Source organism: Neisseria sp. HMSC15G01, from assembly GCF_001808255.1.
Taxonomy (GTDB): Bacteria; Pseudomonadota; Gammaproteobacteria; order Burkholderiales; family Neisseriaceae; genus Neisseria; species Neisseria subflava_A.
The window spans coordinates 1-19,566 of sequence record NZ_KV792680.1 but is presented as its reverse complement, the minus strand read 5'-3'; the positions used below and the strand labels follow the sequence as shown (position 1 = coordinate 19,566).

The window sequence follows — 19,566 nt, the reverse complement described above, 5'->3', positions numbered from 1 at the left end:
TATTGTAACCTGAAATTCTGCGATACCGCTATGCAACGACAAACCGAATTACAAAACTGGCTGGAGTCTGTTTATCCGAACCAGCCGTTCGAATTGAGCTTTGCGGCAGCCGATGCCGACTTCCGCCGCTATTTCCGCGCGACGTTTTCAGACGGCCAAACCGTTATCTGTATGGACGCGCCTCCTGAGAAGATGAGTGTTGCGCCTTATTTGAAAGTGCAAAAACTGTTTAACATGGTCAATGTGCCGCAAGTGCTTCATGTGGATGAAGCGTTGGGCTTTATGGTGTTGAACGATTTGGGCAATACCACATTCCTGACCGCCATGAATCAGGAAAACAGCGAAACCGCCCACAAAGCCCTGCTGCTCGAAGCCATCGACGAACTGATCGAACTGCAAAAGGCCAGTCAGCCCGGCAAACTGCCGGAATACGACCGCGAAGTCATGCTGCGCGAGATTAACTTGTTCCCCGAATGGTTTGTGGCCAAAGAATTGGGCCGCGAGCTGACCTTCAAGCAACGCCAGTTGTGGCAGCAAACCGTCGATACTTTGCTGCCGCCCCTGTTGGCACAACCTAAAGTGTATGTCCACCGCGACTTTATCGTCCGCAATCTGATGCTGGCAAAAGGCCGCCCGGGCGTGTTGGACTTCCAAGACGCGCTTTACGGCCCGATTTCCTATGATTTGGTATCGCTGCTGCGCGATGCATTTATCGAATGGGAAGAAGAATTTGTATTGGACTTGGTCATCCGTTACTGGGAAAAAGCACGCGCTGCCCAGTTGCCTGTGCCTGCCGAGTTTGACGAGTTCTACCGCTGGTTTGAATGGATGGGCGTACAACGCCATTTGAAAGTAGCCGGTATTTTTGCCCGTCTGTACTACCGTGACGGCAAAGACAAATACCGCCCTGAAATCCCGCGCTTCTTGAACTACTTGCGCCGCGTATCCCGCCGTTACAACGATTTGGCTCCGCTGTATGCATTGCTGGTCGAATTGGTCGGTGATGACGAATTGGAAACAGGCTATACCTTCTAAGCTTGGTTTTTTAAGATTTGATTCCATTTTTCAGACGGCCTGATCAACAAAAGGCCGTCTGAAACCTTTACAGAACACATAAACATGACTTACATGATTTACCCCAAAACCTACGACGTGATTGTCGTCGGTGGCGGCCATGCCGGTACCGAAGCCGCACTTGCCGCCGCACGCATGGGTGCGCAAACCCTGCTGCTTTCACACAACATCGAAACCCTCGGCCAAATGTCGTGCAATCCCTCCATCGGCGGTATCGGCAAAGGCCACCTCGTGCGCGAACTCGACGCATTAGGCGGCGCAATGGCGTTGGCAACCGACAAATCCGGTATCCAGTTCCGCCGCTTGAATGCCAGCAAAGGCGCGGCAGTGCGAGCCACGCGCGCGCAGGCAGACCGTATCCTATATAAAGCCGCCATCCGTGAAATGTTGGAAAACCAAGAAAACCTCGATCTTTTCCAACAAGCCGTCGAAGACGTAACGCTTGATGGCGAACGCATCAGCGGCGTGGTTACCGCGATGGGCGTGGAGTTTAAAGCACGCGCCGTCGTACTGACCGCAGGCACGTTTTTGTCCGGCAAAATCCACATCGGTTTGGAAAACTACGAAGGCGGCCGCGCCGGCGACCCAGCCGCCAAATCCTTGGGCGGCCGCTTGCGCGAATTGAACCTGCCTCAAGGCCGTCTGAAAACCGGCACGCCTCCGCGTATCGACGGACGCACGATTGACTTCTCCCAACTGACCGAACAGCCCGGCGACACACCCGTTCCTGTAATGTCTGTACGCGGCAGCGCCGATATGCACCCGCGCCAAGTGTCCTGCTGGATTACGCATACCAACACGCAAACCCACGACATCATCCGCTCAGGCTTCGACCGCAGCCCAATGTTTACCGGCAAAATTGAAGGCGTGGGTCCGCGTTATTGTCCGTCTATCGAAGACAAAATCAACCGCTTCGCCGACAAAGACAGCCACCAGATTTTCCTCGAACCCGAAGGTCTGACCACGCACGAATACTATCCAAACGGTATCTCCACCAGCCTGCCGTTCGACATTCAAATCGCCCTCGTGCGCAGCATGAAAGGTCTCGAAAACGCCCATATCCTGCGCCCCGGCTACGCCATCGAATACGACTACTTCGATCCGCGCAACCTCAAAGCCAGCCTCGAAACCAAAACCATCCAAGGCCTCTTCTTCGCCGGACAAATCAACGGCACCACCGGCTACGAAGAAGCCGCCGCGCAAGGCTTGCTCGCTGGCGCAAATGCCGTGCAATACATCCGCGAACAAGACCCGCTCCTGCTGCGCCGCGAACAAGCCTATCTCGGCGTATTGGTGGACGACCTCATCACCAAAGGTGTGAACGAGCCTTACCGAATGTTCACCAGCCGCGCCGAATACCGCCTGCAACTCAGGGAAGACAACGCCGACATGCGCCTGACCGAAGACGGCTACAAAATCGGCTTGGTGGGTGAAGAACAATGGCGCATGTTCAACGAAAAACGCGAAGCCATCGAACGCGAAATCCAACGTTTGAAAACAACGTGGTACACGCCGCAAAAACTCGCCGAAGAAGAGCAGCTGCGCGTATTCGGCCAAAAACTCAGCCGCGAAGCCAACCTGCACGACCTCCTGCGCCGCCCGAACCTCGACTACGCCGCGCTGATGACCCTGCCCGACGCACAACCTGAAACCGCACTTGCCGACAGCGTGGTCGAACAAGTCGAAATCCAAGTCAAATACCAAGGCTATATCGACCGCCAAAACGAAGAAATCGACAGCCGCCGCGACATCGAAACCTTAAAGCTGCCCGAGGATATCGATTACAGCAAAGTCAAAGGTTTGTCGGCAGAAGTGCAGCAAAAGCTCAACCAGCACAAACCCGAAACCGTCGGCCAAGCCAGCCGCATCTCCGGCGTAACGCCTGCCGCCGTCGCATTACTGATGGTGCATTTGAAACGTGGATTTAAAGATGCCAAGTAAGGTTTAATCCGAATAAAGGCCGTCTGAAAGTTTCAGACGGCCTTTTTGATCATTTTTAATTACTTAAAAGAATAAAAACATAAAAACTGATGACAGAGTAAAATACGTTACACAAAACCTATGACAGACAAAGGGATAATATGGAAACTCAAGCTTTAGAAAAAACTTTTGCTACACATGACGAATTTAACCGTAAGCCGATAGCCGAAAACATCATCAGGCTGCTTACCTCAGATATCGACCTTTCCCCTATGGTCATCGACGGTGGCTGGGGAACGGGCAAAACCGAATTTTGCAAAAAGCTGATTCGGCTTATGCAGGAGCAACATCGCGATTATCAGCCCGTCTATATTGACGCCTTCCGTTCAGACCACAGCGGAGAGCCTCTGCTGGCATTGCTTGCCGAAATCATCAAAGCCTGTACGCCTGAAGATACTGGCGAGCAGCCGTCTGAACAGCGCAAAAATATTACGAGGAAAGTCGCAAGAGCAGTAGGATTCGCGATGAAAACCGTTGCTAAAGCAGCGGTTGGTCATGTCCTAAAGCAAAAATGGGAAGATTTAGAGGAGGGAATGAGCCAAATTACAAATGATGGGCAAGAAGCAAAAAATGCTGCGGCAACTGTAGCTGGTGTTGCCACCACACTTGCCAGTCATTCCATTGATGCAACTATTGATGCAACCGTCGAAGCCTTATTGAAAGAGCAAATTGAAGCAGAAAAAAATCTGGAAACGCTTAAAGCCTGCCTAAAAGAATTGGCAGCGGGCAAACCGATTATCCTGTTTATCGACGAACTCGACCGTTGCCGCCCTGATTACGCCGTCGATATGCTGGAAGTTATCAAGCATGTCTTTGATATTGAAAACGTCAAAGTCGTGCTGGTTACGAATACCAAGCAACTGTGCGCGGCGATTAATCATCGGTATGGCGCAGAGGTGGATGCGCAGAAATATTTAGATAAGTTTTTGAAGTATAGCTTTGCCTTGCCGGATCAGGTTGTGGCTCAAACGGAGCAAGATCGAGTTTTGGTTTCAATTCATCATTTTAAGAGGTTAATAAAAGGTAGTGATATAGAAGGGGTCTTATTTAATGCGCATAGAGTTGTGGATTGTATAAGTGAAATGATTAAACGGAATAATTTATCGCTTAGGGAGACGGAACGATTAGTCCGATTTTTGGAGATGTATCACTCTTTGGGTCATGGGTTTGGGTTTAGGAATAAAACATTTCACCTATATCTACGTGTGGTTGGTGTATTTATCTTCTGCTTTTATCCAAGGTTAATGGATGATATCAATAAAAATCGAACTGATGCTGGAGAATTTGCTCAATTGTTTAATCTTCAATCTTGGCCAGATATGCTAGATGATCCTTATGACCCTAAAGGAATAGTAGATATGATTGCTGTGATGCTAATTTTAAATAGTAAAATCGAAGATCCTCGCTTTACGTTACTAGAATTTAATGAAAAGCACTATTGGCAGACTCTGATAGATAGATATTTTGGTAGTGAAGCAATAAATTGGGGCTTATCTGTTTTGAAAAATACTTTTCAAGTCCTCAGTTTTGAACAAACGCCACAATAAAACAAAAGGCCGTCTGAAACCCAAAAATCAGGTTTCAGACGGCCTTTTATCATTTTAATAAACCGATAATTGTCCTATCGAGGCCGTCTGAATTTCAATACGCCAAGCTCGGAGACAAAGCCGTTTAGGGGGATGTCGTGGGGTTCGGTCGGCAGTGTGTCGGTCAGTTGGCAGCCGAAGCCTACGCCCAGGGTTTGGGTTTGCAGGCGGTATTTCGTGGCGGAGAGGGTGGCGTCGTAATAGCCGCCGGCTTGTCCGAGGCGGTAGCCGCGTTTATCGATGCCGACGATGGGGACCAGCAGTAGGCTGAGTTGGTGGACGCGGATTTTCTTGCCGGTAAATTGTGGGACGCTCAATTTGGCGCGGCCGCGTTTGCGTTCTTGTTTGGCGCCGTCGGCAGGGTAGGGGGTAAACCACATCCGCCGTGTGTTCGGTTCGATATAGGGCAGGTAGAGTTTTGCGCCGCGTTTTTGTGCGGCACGGACAAAGCCGTCCAATCGCAATTCCTTGCCCATCGGCCAATACACGCCGATTTTCCGTCCTTTTTTGATGTAGGGCTTGAGCAGGCGGTTGATGGTTTCGGTGGCGGCGTTGCGCTCGTCTGCGCTCATTTGGGCGCGTGCGCGGCGGAACTGTTTGCGTAATGCCGATTTTTCGGGATTCCTCATTTTCAGACGGCCTTTCGGGATTGCGGTAGAATGTTGCGATTATAACGATTTTGTTAACATTCAAACAGGACGCACACGATGTGGCACATTGTCGCCATCGGCTATCTTTTTGTTGCCGTGATGTTTTCCGCCGCGCAGCCGAGTATTGCGCGCGCGTTGATTTATTTGGTTTTTTGGGCAGTGTTGCCCACTGTGTTCACGGTCTTCGTCATGACCATCCGCCGCCGCAACCGCCTGATGAAACGGCAGGAGCAGGCGGAGTTTGAAGCGGCTCGCCAAAAGGCGGTACAGGCGGATGAAAAACAGGACGGAAAGGTATAAAATCCCTTTTCAGACGGCCTCTTATCCGCTATAATCCGTCAGTTTTCCATTTCGGAAACACTCTTTTATTTTTTAAAACTTATGCCCACTTTCGCCGAAGGGTGCTTGACAATAGGCGCCGCCTATCAAGTTCTATGCGATTGAATGTGTGCTCTTTAACCCTTTCAAGGAAATAACATGTCTCAAATTACTATGCGTCAGATGATTGAAGCCGGTGTTCACTTCGGTCACCAAACCCGTTTCTGGAACCCGAAAATGGCTCAATACATTTTCGGTGCGCGCAACAAAATCCATATCGTAAACTTGGAAAAAACCCTGCCGATGTTCCAAGAGGCGCAAGAAGCCGTACGTCGTCTGGTTGCCAACAAAGGTACAGTATTGTTCGTAGGTACCAAACGCCAAGCCCGCGACATCATCCGCGAAGAAGCTACCCGTGCCGGTATGCCTTTCGTTGATTACCGCTGGTTGGGTGGTATGCTGACTAACTACAAAACCGTTAAGCAATCCATCAAACGCCTGGAAGAAAAAAACTGCTGCCCTGGAAAACGCTGCTGAAGGCGGTTTCAACAAAAAAGAAATTCTGGAAATGCAACGCGACGTTGAAAAACTGGAACGTTCTTTGGGCGGTATCAAAAACATGAAAGGCCTGCCTGACGCGATTTTCGTTATCGATACCGGCTACCAAAAAGGTACTCTGGTTGAGGCTGAAAAACTGGGCATCCCTGTTATCGCTGTAGTCGATACCAACAACAGCCCTGACGGCGTGAAATACGTTATCCCTGGTAACGATGACTCCGCTAAAGCTATCCGCCTGTACTGCCGCGGCATCGCTGACGCAGTTTTGGAAGGCAAAAACCAAGCGCTGCAAGAAACTGTAGCCGCTGCCCAAGAAGCTGCTGCCGAGTAATTCGGTACACAGAAGAGGGGCGTTATGCCCCTTTTCTCAAATCCCGTTCTGAAATCCGTTTCAGACGGCCACTATTTCCAAACACGGCAATGGCCGTGTTCCCAAAAATCTAGGAGATTCAAAATGGCAGAAATTACTGCAAAAATGGTTGCCGACCTGCGCGCCGCTACCGGCCTGGGCATGATGGAATGCAAAAAAGCCTTGGTTGAAGCTGAAGGCAACTTCGACAAAGCCGAAGAAATCCTGCGTATTAAATCTGGTGCGAAAGCCGGTAAACTGGCTGGCCGTACTGCTGCCGAAGGCGTATTGGCTTATGCAATCAACGGCAATGTCGGCGCATTGGTTGAAGTAAACTGCGAAACCGACTTCGTTGCTAAAGACGCCGGCTTCGTAGAATTTGCCAACTTCGTTGCTAAAACTGCTGCCGAGAAAAAACCGGCTTCTGTTGAAGAACTGAGCGAACTGGTTGAAGTAGAACGTAAAGCCATCATCGCTAAATTGGGCGAGAACATGTCTGTTCGCCGCTTCCAAGTGATCGACACTGCCAACCAACTGGTTGCCTACATCCACGGTGCTTTGGCTACTGAAGGCGTATTGGTTGAGTACAAAGGCTCTGAAGACGTAGCACGCAAAATCGGTATGCACATCGTTGCCGCTAAACCACAATGCGTAAGCGAAGCCGAAGTAGATGCTGAAACCGTTGAAAAAGAACGCCACATCTACACTGAACAAGCTATCGCTTCCGGCAAACCTGCCGACATCGCCGCTAAAATGGTTGAAGGCCGTATCCGCAAATTCTTGGCTGAAATCACTCTGAACGGCCAAGCGTTCGTGATGAACCCTGACCAAACTGTTGCCCAATTCGCTAAAGAAAACGGCACTGAAGTGGTTAGCTTCGTACGCTACAAAGTAGGCGACGGTATCGAGAAAGCCGTTGTTGACTACGCAGCCGAAGTTGCTGCCGCTGCTAAAGTGTAAGGCACTTATGAAAAAGAAAGCACCTAGATTCCAAACGAATCAGGGTGCTTTTTTTTGAGAAAACCGTTTACGGTACCTATTTTAAGACGACCGAATATAAAGGCCGTCTGAAAACAAAACAATAATAAACCGACACACCCTATCATTAATATTCCGACCGTTTGAAAATTCAGACGGCCCGAACTCCGACCGACGACATTCAAGAAAGCAAGGTATCCCATGACACAGCAAATCAAATACAAACGCGTATTACTGAAACTCTCCGGCGAATCCCTGATGGGCTCTGATCCATTCGGCATCAATCACGATACCATCGTTCAAACCGTCGGCGAAATTGCCGAAATCGTGAGAATGGGCGTGCAAGTCGGTATCGTTGTCGGCGGCGGTAACATTTTCCGCGGCGTATCTGCACAAGCGGGTAGCATGGACCGCGCCACTGCCGACTACATGGGCATGATGGCAACCGTCATGAACGCGTTGGCACTCAAAGATGCATTTGAAACCTTGGGCATCAAAGCGCGCGTACAATCCGCACTGTCTATGCAGCAAATCGCTGAAACTTACGCCCGTCCTAAAGCCATTCAATATTTGGAAGAAGGCAAAGTCGTGATTTTCGCCGCCGGTACCGGTAACCCATTCTTCACGACCGACACTGCCGCCGCATTGCGCGGTGCGGAAATGAACTGCGACGTGATGCTCAAAGCGACCAACGTTGACGGCGTGTACACCGCAGACCCGAAAAAAGACCCATCTGCAACACGCTACGAAACCATTACTTTTGATGAAGCCTTGTTGAAAAACCTCAAAGTGATGGACGCCACCGCTTTCGCCCTCTGCCGCGAACGCAAGCTCAATATTGTAGTATTCGGCATTGCTAAAGAAGGCTCGCTCAAACGCGTGGTAACCGGCGAAAACGAGGGTACACTGGTTCACTGCTAATCATTGAAAGGCCGTCTGAAACAGCCGAACGGGATACATTCGGCTTTCAGACGGCCTTTTATTTTCAGTTGGTTGCGCGGGTATTGGTTCATGGGTTGAAAAGGTTAAGAACCTGCTTGACCATAATGCCCAACCGACAATTCGACAACAAAAGGATATCCCATGAATATCACCGTCTTGGCTGTCGGCACGAAAATGCCGCGTTGGGTCGATGAGGCCGTCGGCGAGTACGCCAAACGCTTCGGGCGCGATGTCAATTATGCGCTGAAAGAAATCAAGCCGGAAAAACGAGGCGCGGGTGTGAATGCGGCTCAGGGTATGGCGGCTGAAGAAAAACGCCTGCTGGAAGCCATACCGCAGGGCGCGTTTTTGGTGGTATTGGACGAGCGCGGCAAAGCGCCGACTTCGGTCGAATTGGCACAACATTTGAAAAGCTGGCAGCAAAATGGCGAACACGTCTGCTTTATTATCGGCGGCGCAGACGGCATGACCGACCGTTTGAAACAGCAGGCAAACATGATGATGCGCCTTTCCAGCCTGACCTTGCCGCACGGCATGGTGCGCGTTTTGCTGACCGAGCAGCTTTATCGCGCCGTTTCGATTTTGCACAACCATCCGTATCATCGGGAATAATCTGTTTTGATTGCTGGGATAAGACGGTAATGCCGCCTTATCGGTTAAAAGCGGGGTTGAACCTGTTTTCAGACGGCCTGATTTTTCCGCATGAATCCTTTATAATCGTTTCTTTGATAAATCAACATCTTTCGGGAGAACCCAAATGTCCGATTTCCGTCAAGACTTCCTCAAATTCGCTTTGGCACAAAACGTGTTGAAATTCGGCGAATTTACAACTAAGGCCGGCCGTCAGTCGCCTTATTTTTTCAATGCCGGTTTGTTTAATGACGGCGCATCGACTTTGCAGCTGGCGAAGTTTTACGCCGAAGCCATTATTGCCAGCGGCGTGAAGTTCGATATGCTGTTCGGCCCGGCCTATAAAGGCATTATTTTGGCGGCGGCAACAGCGATGATGTTGGCGGAAAAAGGCGTAAACGTACCGTTTGCCTACAACCGCAAAGAAGCCAAAGACCACGGCGAGGGGGGTGTGTTGGTGGGCGCGCCTTTGAAAGGCCGCGTGCTGATTATCGATGATGTGATTTCCGCTGGTACATCCGTGCGCGAGTCGGTCAAACTGATTGAGGCCGAAGGCGCAACGCCTGCCGCAGTGGCCATTGCGCTCGACCGCATGGAAAAAGGTACGGGCGAATTGTCGGCGGTGCAGGAAGTCGAAAAACAATACGGCCTGCCGGTGGTTTCGATTGCCAACCTGAACGACTTGTTCACGCTCTTGCAAAACAATGCCGAATTTGGCGGCTTCTTCGAGCCGGTCAAAGCCTATCGCGAACGTTACGGCGCGGTTTAAACCATAACATCATGCTCAGGTCGTCTGAAACAGTTTTCAGACGGCCTGAAGCATTGGCTAAAATATATTTTTGATTCAATACACTTACGGAAATACTCATGCCTGCTTGTTCTTGTCCTCATTGTAAAACACCGCATTGGGTGAAAGATGCCCAGTTGAACGTGGCGCAGGGTTTCGTGGTCTGCACGCGTTGTTCGGGGATGTTTAAGGCCAAGGATTATCTGTCGGGCAACCTGCCGGCCGATCCGGTCCATCTGCCTGTGGCGGTAACGGATGTGCGCCTCGTGCATAACATCGGCGCGCAAATCCTCAAGCATTCCAAACTCTCGCGCAAAGAAATTTCCGATTTGCTCAACAGTGCGCTTAAGGAAGAGCCTAAGGCGGAAGAGCAGGCGGCGGTCAAAACGCGCAAGGACGGTTTCAACTGGACGTTGGCATCGCTGATTGCGCTGACGGTTTTGATTATGCAACTCTTTTATCTTGCCCTGCTATGAGTACCATCGCCCATTTTGTCGCCAGCTTTCGTGAGGCCGCGCCCTATATCCAATATTTGCGCGGCAAAACCATGGTGGTCGGCGTGACCGACAGCCTGTTGGAAGGCGAAACCTTGATTCGTTTGGCCGCAGATTTGAATCTGTTGGCCAGCTTGGGCTTGCGTTTGGTCTTGGTGCACGGTTCGCGGCATTTGCTTGATAAATTGGCTTCGGGTCGGAATTTTGTTCCGAAATACAGCGGCAGTCGACGGATTACCGATGAAGCGACTTTGATGGAAGTGAAGCAAGTGGCGGGAATTATCCGCAGCGATGTGGAAGCCGCCTTGTTCAGCAGTGTATCTGCACAACAACGGAGCAAGCCGCCGGTTATCGCGTGCGGCAACTTTATTACCGCTCGTCCGTTGGGCGTTATCGACGGCGTGGACATGGGCTATACCGGTACCGTCCGCAAAATCGACGCAGAAGAAATCCGTTTGCGTTTGGATAGCGGCGCGGTGGTGCTTATCAGCCCTTTGGGACATTCGTACAGCGGCAAAACCTTCAACCTGAGTATGTGCGAAACCGCTCAGGAAGTGGCCATGGCTTTGCAGGCGGAGAAACTGGTTTTCTTGACCGAAGAAGCCGGTATCCGTCGTGCCGACGGCTCGTTGGCCAATACTTTGTCTGTCGGCGAAGTGCAGGAGCTGATACGTGACAATCCGGATGCACCTGCCGATTTACTCCATGCGGCGGTAGGCGCGTTGGAAAACGGCGTATCGCGGGTGCAGATTCTCAACGGCCGTGAAGACGGCAGCCTGCTGCGCGAGCTGTTTACCCGTGAGGGCAGCGGTACCTCGATTGCCCGTGAGCCGTTTGTTTCCATCCGTCAGGCACGCAGCGACGACATTCCGCACATCATCGCCTTAATCCGTCCGTTGGCGGAACAAGGCATCTTGTTACACCGCAGCCGCGAGTATTTGGAAAACCATATTTCCAGTTTTTCCGTATTGGAACACGATCAAAACATTTACGGCTGCGTGGCGCTGAAAACCTTTTCCGAACCGGACTGCGGCGAATTGGCCTGCCTGGTGGTGTCGCCCGAAGCGCGCGATGGCGGCTACGGCGAATTGCTGTTGGAACATCTGTTTCAAAAAGCACGCGCCTTAAATATTAAAACGCTCTTCGCCTTATCCACGCACACGGGCGAATGGTTTGTCGAACGGGGCTTTCAGACGGCCTCAGCCGATGACCTGCCTGCCGAACGCCGGCAGGAATACAATGCCAACGGCCGCAATTCCAAAGTATTTGTTTATGACTTGCAGGCCGTCTGAAAACTTCAATCCTATTATCCGTTTTTAAAAATTACTCAAATCTTATGTTGAAAATCATCTCTGCCAACGTCAACGGCATCCGCTCCGCCTATAAAAAAGGTTTTTATGAATACATCGCCGCTTCTGGTGCCGACATCGTCTGCGTGCAGGAACTGAAAGCTCAAGAAGCCGACCTGTCAGACGATATGAAAAATCCGCACGGTATGCACGGCTACTGGCATTGCGCCGAAAAGCGCGGTTACAGCGGCGTGGCGGTGTACAGCAAACGCAAGCCCGACAATGTGCAAATCGGCATGGGCATTGAAGAATTTGACAGGGAAGGCCGTTTTGTCCGTTGCGATTTCGGCAATTTGTCGGTAATTTCGCTGTATCTGCCCAGCGGCAGCAGTGCGGAAGAGCGCCAACAAGTGAAATACCGCTTTTTGGACGCGTTCTATCCCATGCTCGAAGCCATGAAAAACGAAGGGCGCGACATCGTCGTCTGCGGTGACTGGAACATTGCCCACCAAAACATCGACTTGAAAAACTGGAAGGGCAATCAGAAAAATTCGGGCTTCTTGCCTGAAGAGCGCGAATGGATAGGCAAAGTCATCCACAAGCTCGGTTGGACGGATATGTGGCGCACACTTTATCCCGATGTGCCGGGCTATACCTGGTGGAGCAACCGCGGACAAGCGTATGCGAAAGATGTCGGGTGGCGCATCGATTATCAGATGGTTACGCCGGAGTTGGCCGCCAAAGCCGTTTCCGCACATGTTTATAAAGACGAGAAATTCTCGGATCACGCCCCTTTAGTTGTGGAGTATGACTATGTTGCCGAATAAGGTTTTTGGTAAATATGATTGGAATATAAACGGCAAAACCGGCGTAGGCGCAGCGTGGGTCGTAGCGGCATTTGTGCTGCCTATGCTGGTGTGGGCGGTGTTTATGCTGGCGCGGATGTCCGGCTGGGTTGCGCCGACCAAGGCCAATCCGACATGGGCGTTGGTGTGGCTGCTGTTTTCACTGCCTTGCCTGCTGATTGCGGCCAAGTGCTTTGCTTGGAAGGGCTGGCGGCTGATTGCCAACATCGTACTTTGCCTGGCGACTTGTGCCATCCTCAGCGTGCCTGCCGCATTGCTGATTGCGTTTACACTCAACGACTTGCTCAAATAGGCCGTCTGAAATGCAGAGCTTCGAACTCGAAGAAATGGCACTGTTTCTGATACGCGATGCAGATGAAGCGGAAATGTGGATAGACCGCTGGGCGGTCAGCTATCCGATTGTTCAAACTGCCGAAGCCGATAGTCGGCAAACCATTTCCGAATGGCAACACGCTATTCAGACGGCCTTCGACCATATCGTCAGCAGAAATATTGCCGTCGTGGCTCATGGTGTTGGTGTGTCCGCATTTTTGGCATGGCTGTATCAAGCCGACATCCTGACGCAAAAACGCCTGACCAATATTATTTTGGTCTCGCCGAGTCCCGAGGCTTTTCCCGAAGACGAAATCCATACGTTCCAACGCGTCCGTTGCCCTTGCCGTACGGCGTTGGTCATCGCCGAAACAAACGGTACGCCACGCGATTGGGCGCAAGAACAGGCCGACCGCTGGCAGGCGCGCCTGCTTCAATCGCCGCATTCCGGCCGGTTAAACGGCGCGCTCGGAGGCTGGCAATGGGGCATGAAGCTGATGCAGGAAATGTTGTTGAGTAAGTAGTGTAGCAGTATCTATTAATATTAATAAACGAAGGCCGTCTGAAACCGATATGTGTTTCAGACGGCCTTTGTTTGCAAATATCATGTTAAATATAATTAAAAGAAACTATTCTCATTTCTTTTATGGGGCAATATAATTCGGTTGTTTCGTTAAATTGAGTATAAAATGCAAATACCATTTCATTTAGCTTTATTACCCACGCTGATTATCGCTTCCTTCCCTGTTGCTGCCGCCGATACGCAGGATAATGGTGAACATTACACCGCCACCCTGCCCACTGTTTCCGTGGTCGGACAGTCCGACACCAGCGTACTCAAAGGCTACATCAACTACGACGAAGCCGCCGTTACCCGCAACGGCCAGCTCATTAAGGAAACGCCACAAACTGTCGATACGCTCAACATCCAGAAAAACAAAAACTACGGCACGAACGATTTGAGTTCCATCCTCGAAGGCAACGCCGGCATCGACGCTGCCTACGATATGCGCGGCGAAAGCATTTTCCTGCGCGGTTTTCAAGCTGATGCATCCGATATTTACCGCGACGGCGTACGCGAAAGCGGGCAGGTCCGCCGCAGCACCGCCAACATCGAGCGCGTGGAAATTCTGAAAGGCCCGTCTTCCGTGCTTTACGGCCGCACCAACGGCGGTGGCGTCATCAACATGGTCAGCAAATACGCCAACTTCAAACAAAGCCGCAACATCGGAGCGGTTTACGGCTCGTGGGCAAACCGCAGCTTGAATATGGACATCAACGAAGTGCTGAACAAAAACGTCGCCATCCGCCTTACCGGCGAAGTCGGGCGCGCCAATTCGTTCCGCAGCGGCATAGACAGCAAAAACGTCATGGTTTCGCCCAGCATTACCGTCAAACTCGACAACGGCTTGAAATGGACGGGGCAATACACCTACGACAATGTGGAGCGCACGCCCGACCGCAGCCCGACCAAGTCCGTGTACGACCGCTTCGGACTGCCTTACCGCATGGGTTTTGCCCACCCGAACGATTTTGTGAAAGACAAGCTGCAAGTTTGGCGTTCCGACCTTGAATACGCCTTCAATGACAAATGGCGCGCCCAATGGCAGCTTGCCCACCGCACGGCGGCGCAGGATTTCGACCATTTTCATGCAGGCAGCGAAAACGGCAGCCGAATCAAACGCAACTACGCCTGGCAGCAAACCGACAACAAAACCCTGTCGTCCAATTTCACGCTCAACGGCGACTACAACATCGGCCGTTTTGAAAACCACCTGACCGTAGGCATGGATTACAGCCGCGAACACCGCAACCCGACATTGGGTTACAGCCGCGCCTTTACTGCCTCCATCGACCCTTACGACCGCGCAAGCTGGCCGGCTTCGGGTAGATTGCAGCCCGTCCTCACCCAAAACCGCCACAAAGCCGACTCCTACGGCATCTTTGTGCAAAACATCTTCTCCGCCACGCCCGATTTGAAATTCGTCCTCGGCGGCCGTTACGACAAGTACACCTTCAATTCAGAAAACAAACTCACCGGTAGCAGCCGCCAATACAGCGGTCACTCATTCAGCCCCAACATCGGCGCAGTGTGGAACGTAACGCCCGCCCACACGCTCTACGCCTCGTATAACAAAGGCTTCGCACCTTATGGCGGACGCGGCTATTTGAGCATCGATACGTCGTCTTCCGCCGTGTTCAACGCCGACCCTGAGTACACCCGCCAATACGAAACCGGTGTCAAAAGCAGTTGGCTGGACGACCGCCTCAGCACCACATTGTCCGCCTACCAAATCGAACGCTTCAATATCCGCTACCGTCCCGACGCGCAAAATGATCCCTACACTTGGGCTGTCGGCGGCAAACACCGTTCGCGCGGCGTGGAGCTGTCAGCCATCGGACAAATCATCCCCAAAAAACTCTACCTGCGCGGATCGTTGGGCGTGATGCAGGCAAAAGTGGTTGAAGACAAGGAAAATCCCGACCGAGTGGGCATTCATTTGGACAATACCAGCAACGTTACCGGCAACCTGTTCTTCCGTTACACGCCAACCGAAAACCTCTACGGCGAAATCGGCGTAACCGGTACGGGCAAACGCTACGGCTACGATTCAAGAAACAAAGAAGTGACCACGCTTCCCGGTTTTGCCCGAGTTGATGCCATGCTCGGCTGGAACCATAAAAACGTCAACGTTACCTTTGCCGCAGCCAATCTGCTCAATCAAAAATATTGGCGTTCGGACGCCATGCCGGGTAATCCGCGCGGCTATACCGCCCGGGTAAATTACCGTTTCTGATGAAACCAGGCAAAGGCCGTCTGAAAATAAGGCTATGATCTAAGCCATATTTCAGACGGCCTTTTATAAAGGTTGAAATAAAACTAAACACATTTTTTCACTCAAATCGAACACACCTCCAACAAAATGCCATAAAATCCGCCCATTGATTTGAATGTAAAGAGATACCTATGAAACTGAAAACCTTAGCCTTGACTTCATTGACCCTGTTGGCACTGGCTGCTTGCGGCAAACAGGCGGAAACCAGTGTTCCGGCAGACAGCGCCCAAAGCAGCACATCCGCCCCGGCAGCCCCTGCCGCATTGACCGAAGGTGTCAATTACACCGTCTTGTCCAACCCGATTCCGCAACAGCAGGCCGGCAAAATCGAAGTATTGGAATTCTTCGGCTACTTCTGCCCGCATTGCGCCCATTTGGAGCCGGTTTTGAGCGAACACATCAAAACGTTTAAGACGATACCTATATGCGCCGGGAGCATGTCGTGTGGGGTGATGAAATGAAACCTTTGGCACGTTTGGCGGCCGCAGTGGAAATGGCCGGTGAATCAGATAAAGCCAACAGCCATATTTTCGATGCGATGGTTAACCAAAAAATCAACTTGGCCGATACCGATACCCTGAAAAAATGGCTGTCCGAACAAACAGCGTTTGACGGCAAAAAAGTATTGGCTGCATTTGAAGCGCCTGAAAGCCAAGCGCGTGCGGCTCAAATGGAAGAATTGACCAATAAATTCCAAATCAGCGGCACACCGACCGTGATCGTCGGCGGCAAATACCAAGTTGAATTTAAAGACTGGCAGTCCGGCATGACCACGATTGACCAGTTGGTGGACAAAGTACGCGAAGAGCAGAAAAAACCGCAATAAGTTGAGGATTGAATGAGCAAGGATTTCGCGCTCCTTCCACTTCGTTTTCCTTTACTATGCTGAAAGATCCAAACAATGTGTGATTACTGTTCTGACCTGCAACCTACCGTTCGTATTAGGGTTCCGAGAGAATTATCGCAAATGTTACTGCGAGCCTCTGATCGTTTAGCAGACGGCACGCTTATCGATATTACCCCAGCCTACGACAAAGTTTATGGTCCCAGCCTTGATGTTGCCAAAACCATCGCTAACAGCGGTTACATTACCCATACAGATTCTCAGGGTAATCGTGACATATATGGTTGGAACGATTTCGTGGTGCATTATTTTCAATGTACGCACTGCAATGCCGTTTTCAGGCTTGGTGCCGAAACCTACCATGGTAGTGGTGGCCAATGGGAAATGCTGGAAGAGGCAACGATACGCTATGAAAATTCTTAAAAGGAATAGATTTCATAGTTATTATGTGAACAGTAATTCTTGCTAGAGTAAAAAAAACGCCGTCTGAAACTTTTCAGACGGCGTTTTCTGTCAAATTAGCTTACAAACCCGGGAACATGCCTTTCATTCCCTTCATGCCTTTGGCCAAACGCATCAGTTTGCCCAAACCGTTGCCGCTGAACATTTTCATCATTTGTTGCATTTGTTCAAACTGTTTGAGCAATTTGTTCACTTCCTGCACGGTCGTACCCGCACCCATTGCAATACGGCGTTTGCGGCTGGCTTTGAGCAGGGCGGGGTTGGCGCGTTCTTTAGGGGTCATCGAGTTGATGATGGCTTCCACTTTGCCCATCGCTTTTTCAGCCGTGCCTTCGGGGATTTGTTTCGATATTTGACCCAGTTCGCCCGGCATTTTCGACATCAGGTTTTCCAAGCCGCCCATATTGCGCATCTGCTGGATTTGTTCTTTAAAGTCGTTGAGGTCGAAGCCTTTGCCTTTTTGCAGCTTTTTCGCCATTTTGGCGGCGGCTTCTTCATCAATGCCTTTTTGAACATCTTCAATCAGGGTCAATACGTCGCCCATGCCGAGGATACGGCTGGCAAGACGGTCGGGATGGAAAGGCTCGAGGCCGTTGATTTTCTCGCCGACACCGATAAATTTAATCGGTTTGCCAGTCACATGGCGTACGGACAATGCCGCACCGCCGCGCGAATCGCCGTCCATCTTGGTCAATACGACGCCGGTCAGCGGCAGGGCTTCATTAAATGCCTGAGCAGTGTTCACCGCATCCTGACCCAACATGGCATCGATGACGAATAAAGTTTCAACCGGGTTGACCGCAGCATGAAGCGCTTTGATTTCGTTCATCATCTCTTCATCGATTGCCAAACGGCCGGCGGTATCGACCATCAAGACATCGTAAAAATGTTTTTTGGCGTAATCGACGGCGGCAGTTGCAATCTCAACCGGTTTTTGGTTGGTATCGGATGGGAAAAAGTCCACGCCGACCTGTTCGGCCAACAGACGCAGCTGTTCAATCGCGGCAGGGCGGTAAACGTCGGCAGATACCACTAAGACTTTTTTCTTCTGATCGTTTTTCAGCAGGCGGGCGAGTTTGCCGACGGTTGTTGTCTTACCGGCACCCTGCAAACCGGCCATTAAAACAATGGCAGGCGGTGAAACCGACAAATCCAGCGTTTTGTTTTCCTTGCCCATCAATTCGACTAAGGCTTGGTTAACCACACCAATAAAGGCTTGGTCAGGCGTCAGGCTGCCGACGACTTCTTGGCCAAGGGCCTGTTCTTTGACTGTGTTGACGAATTCTTTAACGACGGGCAATGCAACGTCGGCTTCCAGCAGGGCAAGACGAACCTCGCGCAAGGCTTCTTTAATATTGTCTTCGGTCAGCGTTGATTGGCCGCGAATATTTTTAAGTACCTTGCTGAAGCGGTTGGTCAGGTTGTCTAACATACTTATCCTTGATAATGAGAATAGCTGCCCAATACAGGGCATTCTTTGTTAAAATAAAATTCGGATTATTTTACACGATAGTCCGAAGTTATGCTTCAAGAACACAAACACGACACCAAGGCCGTCTGAAACCCTGCCGGGTGTCTGTCAAGTGTTCACATGTCTATTGAGAAAGATATTTATGCCGATTGTCTTAATCTGCCTTATGCTGGTGTATGCCGGATTGGGCGCATTTTCCTGGTTGCAACATAAAAAGCACAATAATAAGTCTTACCCGCTGAAAACCGAGCTGCTGATTTTGAGCGGCGCATTATTGGTACATGGCGCAGCATTGATGTTCCCAGTATTGCAGGATAGGGTATTGATTACCGGTTTTGGCTATTCGCTCAGTCTGATAGTCTGGCTGATGCTGATGATGTACTGCTTGGGCAGCTTCTTTTATTGTCTGCGCGGAGTGCAACTCTTATTGTATCCCTGCGCCGCATTGACCTTATTATTGGGTTTCCTCTTCCCAGGGGATTTTTCAGGTCGTCAAATCGTAGACTTATTGCCGCTGTCGCACATCGCATCATCATTGCTCGCATACGGACTATTTGGCATCGTTACCTTATTTGCCATCCTGATCCTTTTGCTCGACCGCAATCTGCACAAACGCCGTTTTTCCGCATTGGTCAGCTTCTTGCCGCCATTATTGAGTTTGGAAAAACTTATGTTCCAAGGTATGTGGGCAGGTTTCGTTTTATTGACCTATTCTGTAATCAGCGGTACGTTTTTTGCAGAAACCATTTTCGGCAAGCCGATGACCTTCACGCATAAAACCATCTTCAGTATTATGTCGTGGCTGATTTATGGCGCATTATTGTTGAAACACAGCATGACCGCATGGCGCGGCAAAAAAGCCGCCGTTTGGACTATTGTCGGATTTGTCAGTCTGATTTTTGCCTATGTGGGCAGTAAATTTGTCCTAGAAATTGTCCTTCAACGTATTGGATAAATAGAAATCATAAAAAAGGCCGTCTGAAAGAGCATATCAGACGGCCTTTGTTTTGTATTTTTTTGTATGTATGGATAGTGTAGAAAGGTTGCTGGAGTTTTTTTATAAAATAAAAACCCTGTTAAAACAGGGCGGTGATTAAATTTCTAGAAATAATTTTGCGAAAGGTGTTGACTGGTTTTGT

At 50.5% G+C, this 19,566-nt stretch carries 18 protein-coding genes and 2 pseudogenes; 18 read left to right on the top strand and 2 right to left on the bottom strand.

Annotation, left to right across the window (positions count from 1 at the left end):
• Window positions 1-30 precede the first annotated feature (30 nt).
• The 3 genes from amgK to HMPREF3139_RS05875 all read left to right on the top strand — a co-directional run bounded on the left by amgK (window position 31) and on the right by HMPREF3139_RS05875 (window position 4,601).
• Window positions 31-1,035, top strand: coding sequence for an N-acetylmuramate/N-acetylglucosamine kinase AmgK (gene amgK / locus HMPREF3139_RS05885; protein ID WP_004520257.1), 1,005 nt, complete (start codon window positions 31-33; stop codon window positions 1,033-1,035).
• A gap of 84 nt (window positions 1,036-1,119) precedes the next feature.
• A complete protein-coding gene (mnmG, locus tag HMPREF3139_RS05880; protein WP_070461233.1) occupies window positions 1,120-3,015 on the top strand; it encodes a tRNA uridine-5-carboxymethylaminomethyl(34) synthesis enzyme MnmG in 1,896 nt (631 codons plus the stop codon).
• A gap of 140 nt (window positions 3,016-3,155) precedes the next feature.
• The gene (locus tag HMPREF3139_RS05875) at window positions 3,156-4,601 is read left to right on the top strand and encodes a KAP family P-loop NTPase fold protein (RefSeq protein ID WP_070461232.1); all 1,446 of its coding nucleotides are present in this window, start codon (window positions 3,156-3,158) and stop codon (window positions 4,599-4,601) included.
• Between the two features lie 74 nt (window positions 4,602-4,675).
• Here HMPREF3139_RS05875 and HMPREF3139_RS05870 read toward each other — a convergent pair whose 3' ends face one another.
• Window positions 4,676-5,269 (bottom strand): 5-formyltetrahydrofolate cyclo-ligase, encoded by a 594-nt coding sequence (locus tag HMPREF3139_RS05870; protein ID WP_070461231.1) that lies wholly within the window; start codon window positions 5,267-5,269, stop codon window positions 4,676-4,678.
• Window positions 5,270-5,347: 78 nt separating this feature from the next.
• Between HMPREF3139_RS05870 and HMPREF3139_RS05865 the strand changes: the two genes are divergently transcribed.
• The 14 genes and pseudogenes from HMPREF3139_RS05865 to HMPREF3139_RS05800 all read left to right on the top strand — a co-directional run bounded on the left by HMPREF3139_RS05865 (window position 5,348) and on the right by HMPREF3139_RS05800 (window position 16,917).
• Window positions 5,348-5,590, top strand: coding sequence for a hypothetical protein (locus tag HMPREF3139_RS05865; protein WP_070461230.1), 243 nt, complete (start codon window positions 5,348-5,350; stop codon window positions 5,588-5,590).
• Window positions 5,591-5,767: 177 nt separating this feature from the next.
• Window positions 5,768-6,497: pseudogene (rpsB, locus tag HMPREF3139_RS05860) on the top strand (30S ribosomal protein S2).
• 123 nt (window positions 6,498-6,620) lie between these two features.
• On the top strand, window positions 6,621-7,475 hold the full coding sequence (tsf, locus tag HMPREF3139_RS05855; protein WP_070461228.1) for a translation elongation factor Ts: 855 nt from the start codon (window positions 6,621-6,623) through the stop codon (window positions 7,473-7,475).
• 219 nt (window positions 7,476-7,694) lie between these two features.
• Complete coding sequence (gene pyrH, locus HMPREF3139_RS05850; protein WP_003708812.1) at window positions 7,695-8,414, top strand: UMP kinase; 720 nt, start codon at window positions 7,695-7,697, stop codon at window positions 8,412-8,414.
• 162 nt (window positions 8,415-8,576) lie between these two features.
• Complete coding sequence (gene rlmH / locus HMPREF3139_RS05845) at window positions 8,577-9,047, top strand: 23S rRNA (pseudouridine(1915)-N(3))-methyltransferase RlmH (RefSeq protein WP_036493712.1); 471 nt, start codon at window positions 8,577-8,579, stop codon at window positions 9,045-9,047.
• 145 nt (window positions 9,048-9,192) lie between these two features.
• On the top strand, window positions 9,193-9,834 hold the full coding sequence (pyrE, locus tag HMPREF3139_RS05840; protein ID WP_003682682.1) for an orotate phosphoribosyltransferase: 642 nt from the start codon (window positions 9,193-9,195) through the stop codon (window positions 9,832-9,834).
• Between the two features lie 98 nt (window positions 9,835-9,932).
• Window positions 9,933-10,328 carry an MJ0042-type zinc finger domain-containing protein gene (locus HMPREF3139_RS05835; protein WP_070461225.1) on the top strand — a complete coding sequence of 132 codons (396 nt, stop codon included), beginning with the start codon at window positions 9,933-9,935 and terminating at the stop codon, window positions 10,326-10,328.
• Window positions 10,325-11,638, top strand: a complete 1,314-nt coding sequence (gene argA / locus HMPREF3139_RS05830) for an amino-acid N-acetyltransferase (RefSeq protein ID WP_070461223.1) — start codon at window positions 10,325-10,327, stop codon at window positions 11,636-11,638. The genes HMPREF3139_RS05835 and argA overlap by 4 nt, the downstream gene beginning before the upstream one ends.
• A gap of 44 nt (window positions 11,639-11,682) precedes the next feature.
• Window positions 11,683-12,462, top strand: coding sequence for an exodeoxyribonuclease III (locus HMPREF3139_RS05825; protein ID WP_070461221.1), 780 nt, complete (start codon window positions 11,683-11,685; stop codon window positions 12,460-12,462).
• A complete protein-coding gene (locus HMPREF3139_RS05820) occupies window positions 12,449-12,793 on the top strand; it encodes a hypothetical protein (RefSeq protein WP_049330844.1) in 345 nt (114 codons plus the stop codon). Before HMPREF3139_RS05825 ends, HMPREF3139_RS05820 begins: the two co-directional genes overlap by 14 nt.
• A 10-nt stretch (window positions 12,794-12,803) precedes the next feature.
• Window positions 12,804-13,337 (top strand): alpha/beta hydrolase, encoded by a 534-nt coding sequence (locus tag HMPREF3139_RS05815; protein ID WP_070461220.1) that lies wholly within the window; start codon window positions 12,804-12,806, stop codon window positions 13,335-13,337.
• A gap of 165 nt (window positions 13,338-13,502) precedes the next feature.
• On the top strand, window positions 13,503-15,611 hold the full coding sequence (locus tag HMPREF3139_RS05810) for a TonB-dependent receptor (protein WP_070461218.1): 2,109 nt from the start codon (window positions 13,503-13,505) through the stop codon (window positions 15,609-15,611).
• Window positions 15,612-15,781: 170 nt separating this feature from the next.
• A pseudogene (locus HMPREF3139_RS05805) lies at window positions 15,782-16,476 on the top strand (thiol:disulfide interchange protein DsbA/DsbL).
• Window positions 16,477-16,617: 141 nt separating this feature from the next.
• Window positions 16,618-16,917, top strand: coding sequence for a hypothetical protein (locus HMPREF3139_RS05800; RefSeq protein ID WP_004520276.1), 300 nt, complete (start codon window positions 16,618-16,620; stop codon window positions 16,915-16,917).
• A 100-nt stretch (window positions 16,918-17,017) separates the two neighbouring features.
• Here the strand turns inward: HMPREF3139_RS05800 and ffh are convergent, their stop codons facing one another.
• On the bottom strand, window positions 17,018-18,388 hold the full coding sequence (gene ffh / locus HMPREF3139_RS05795) for a signal recognition particle protein (protein ID WP_003684000.1): 1,371 nt from the start codon (window positions 18,386-18,388) through the stop codon (window positions 17,018-17,020).
• A gap of 181 nt (window positions 18,389-18,569) precedes the next feature.
• Here ffh and ccsA point away from each other — a divergent pair, with 181 nt between their 5' ends.
• The gene (gene ccsA, locus HMPREF3139_RS05790; protein ID WP_070461213.1) at window positions 18,570-19,382 is read left to right on the top strand and encodes a cytochrome C assembly family protein; all 813 of its coding nucleotides are present in this window, start codon (window positions 18,570-18,572) and stop codon (window positions 19,380-19,382) included.
• The last annotated feature ends 184 nt before the right edge of the window (window positions 19,383-19,566 follow it).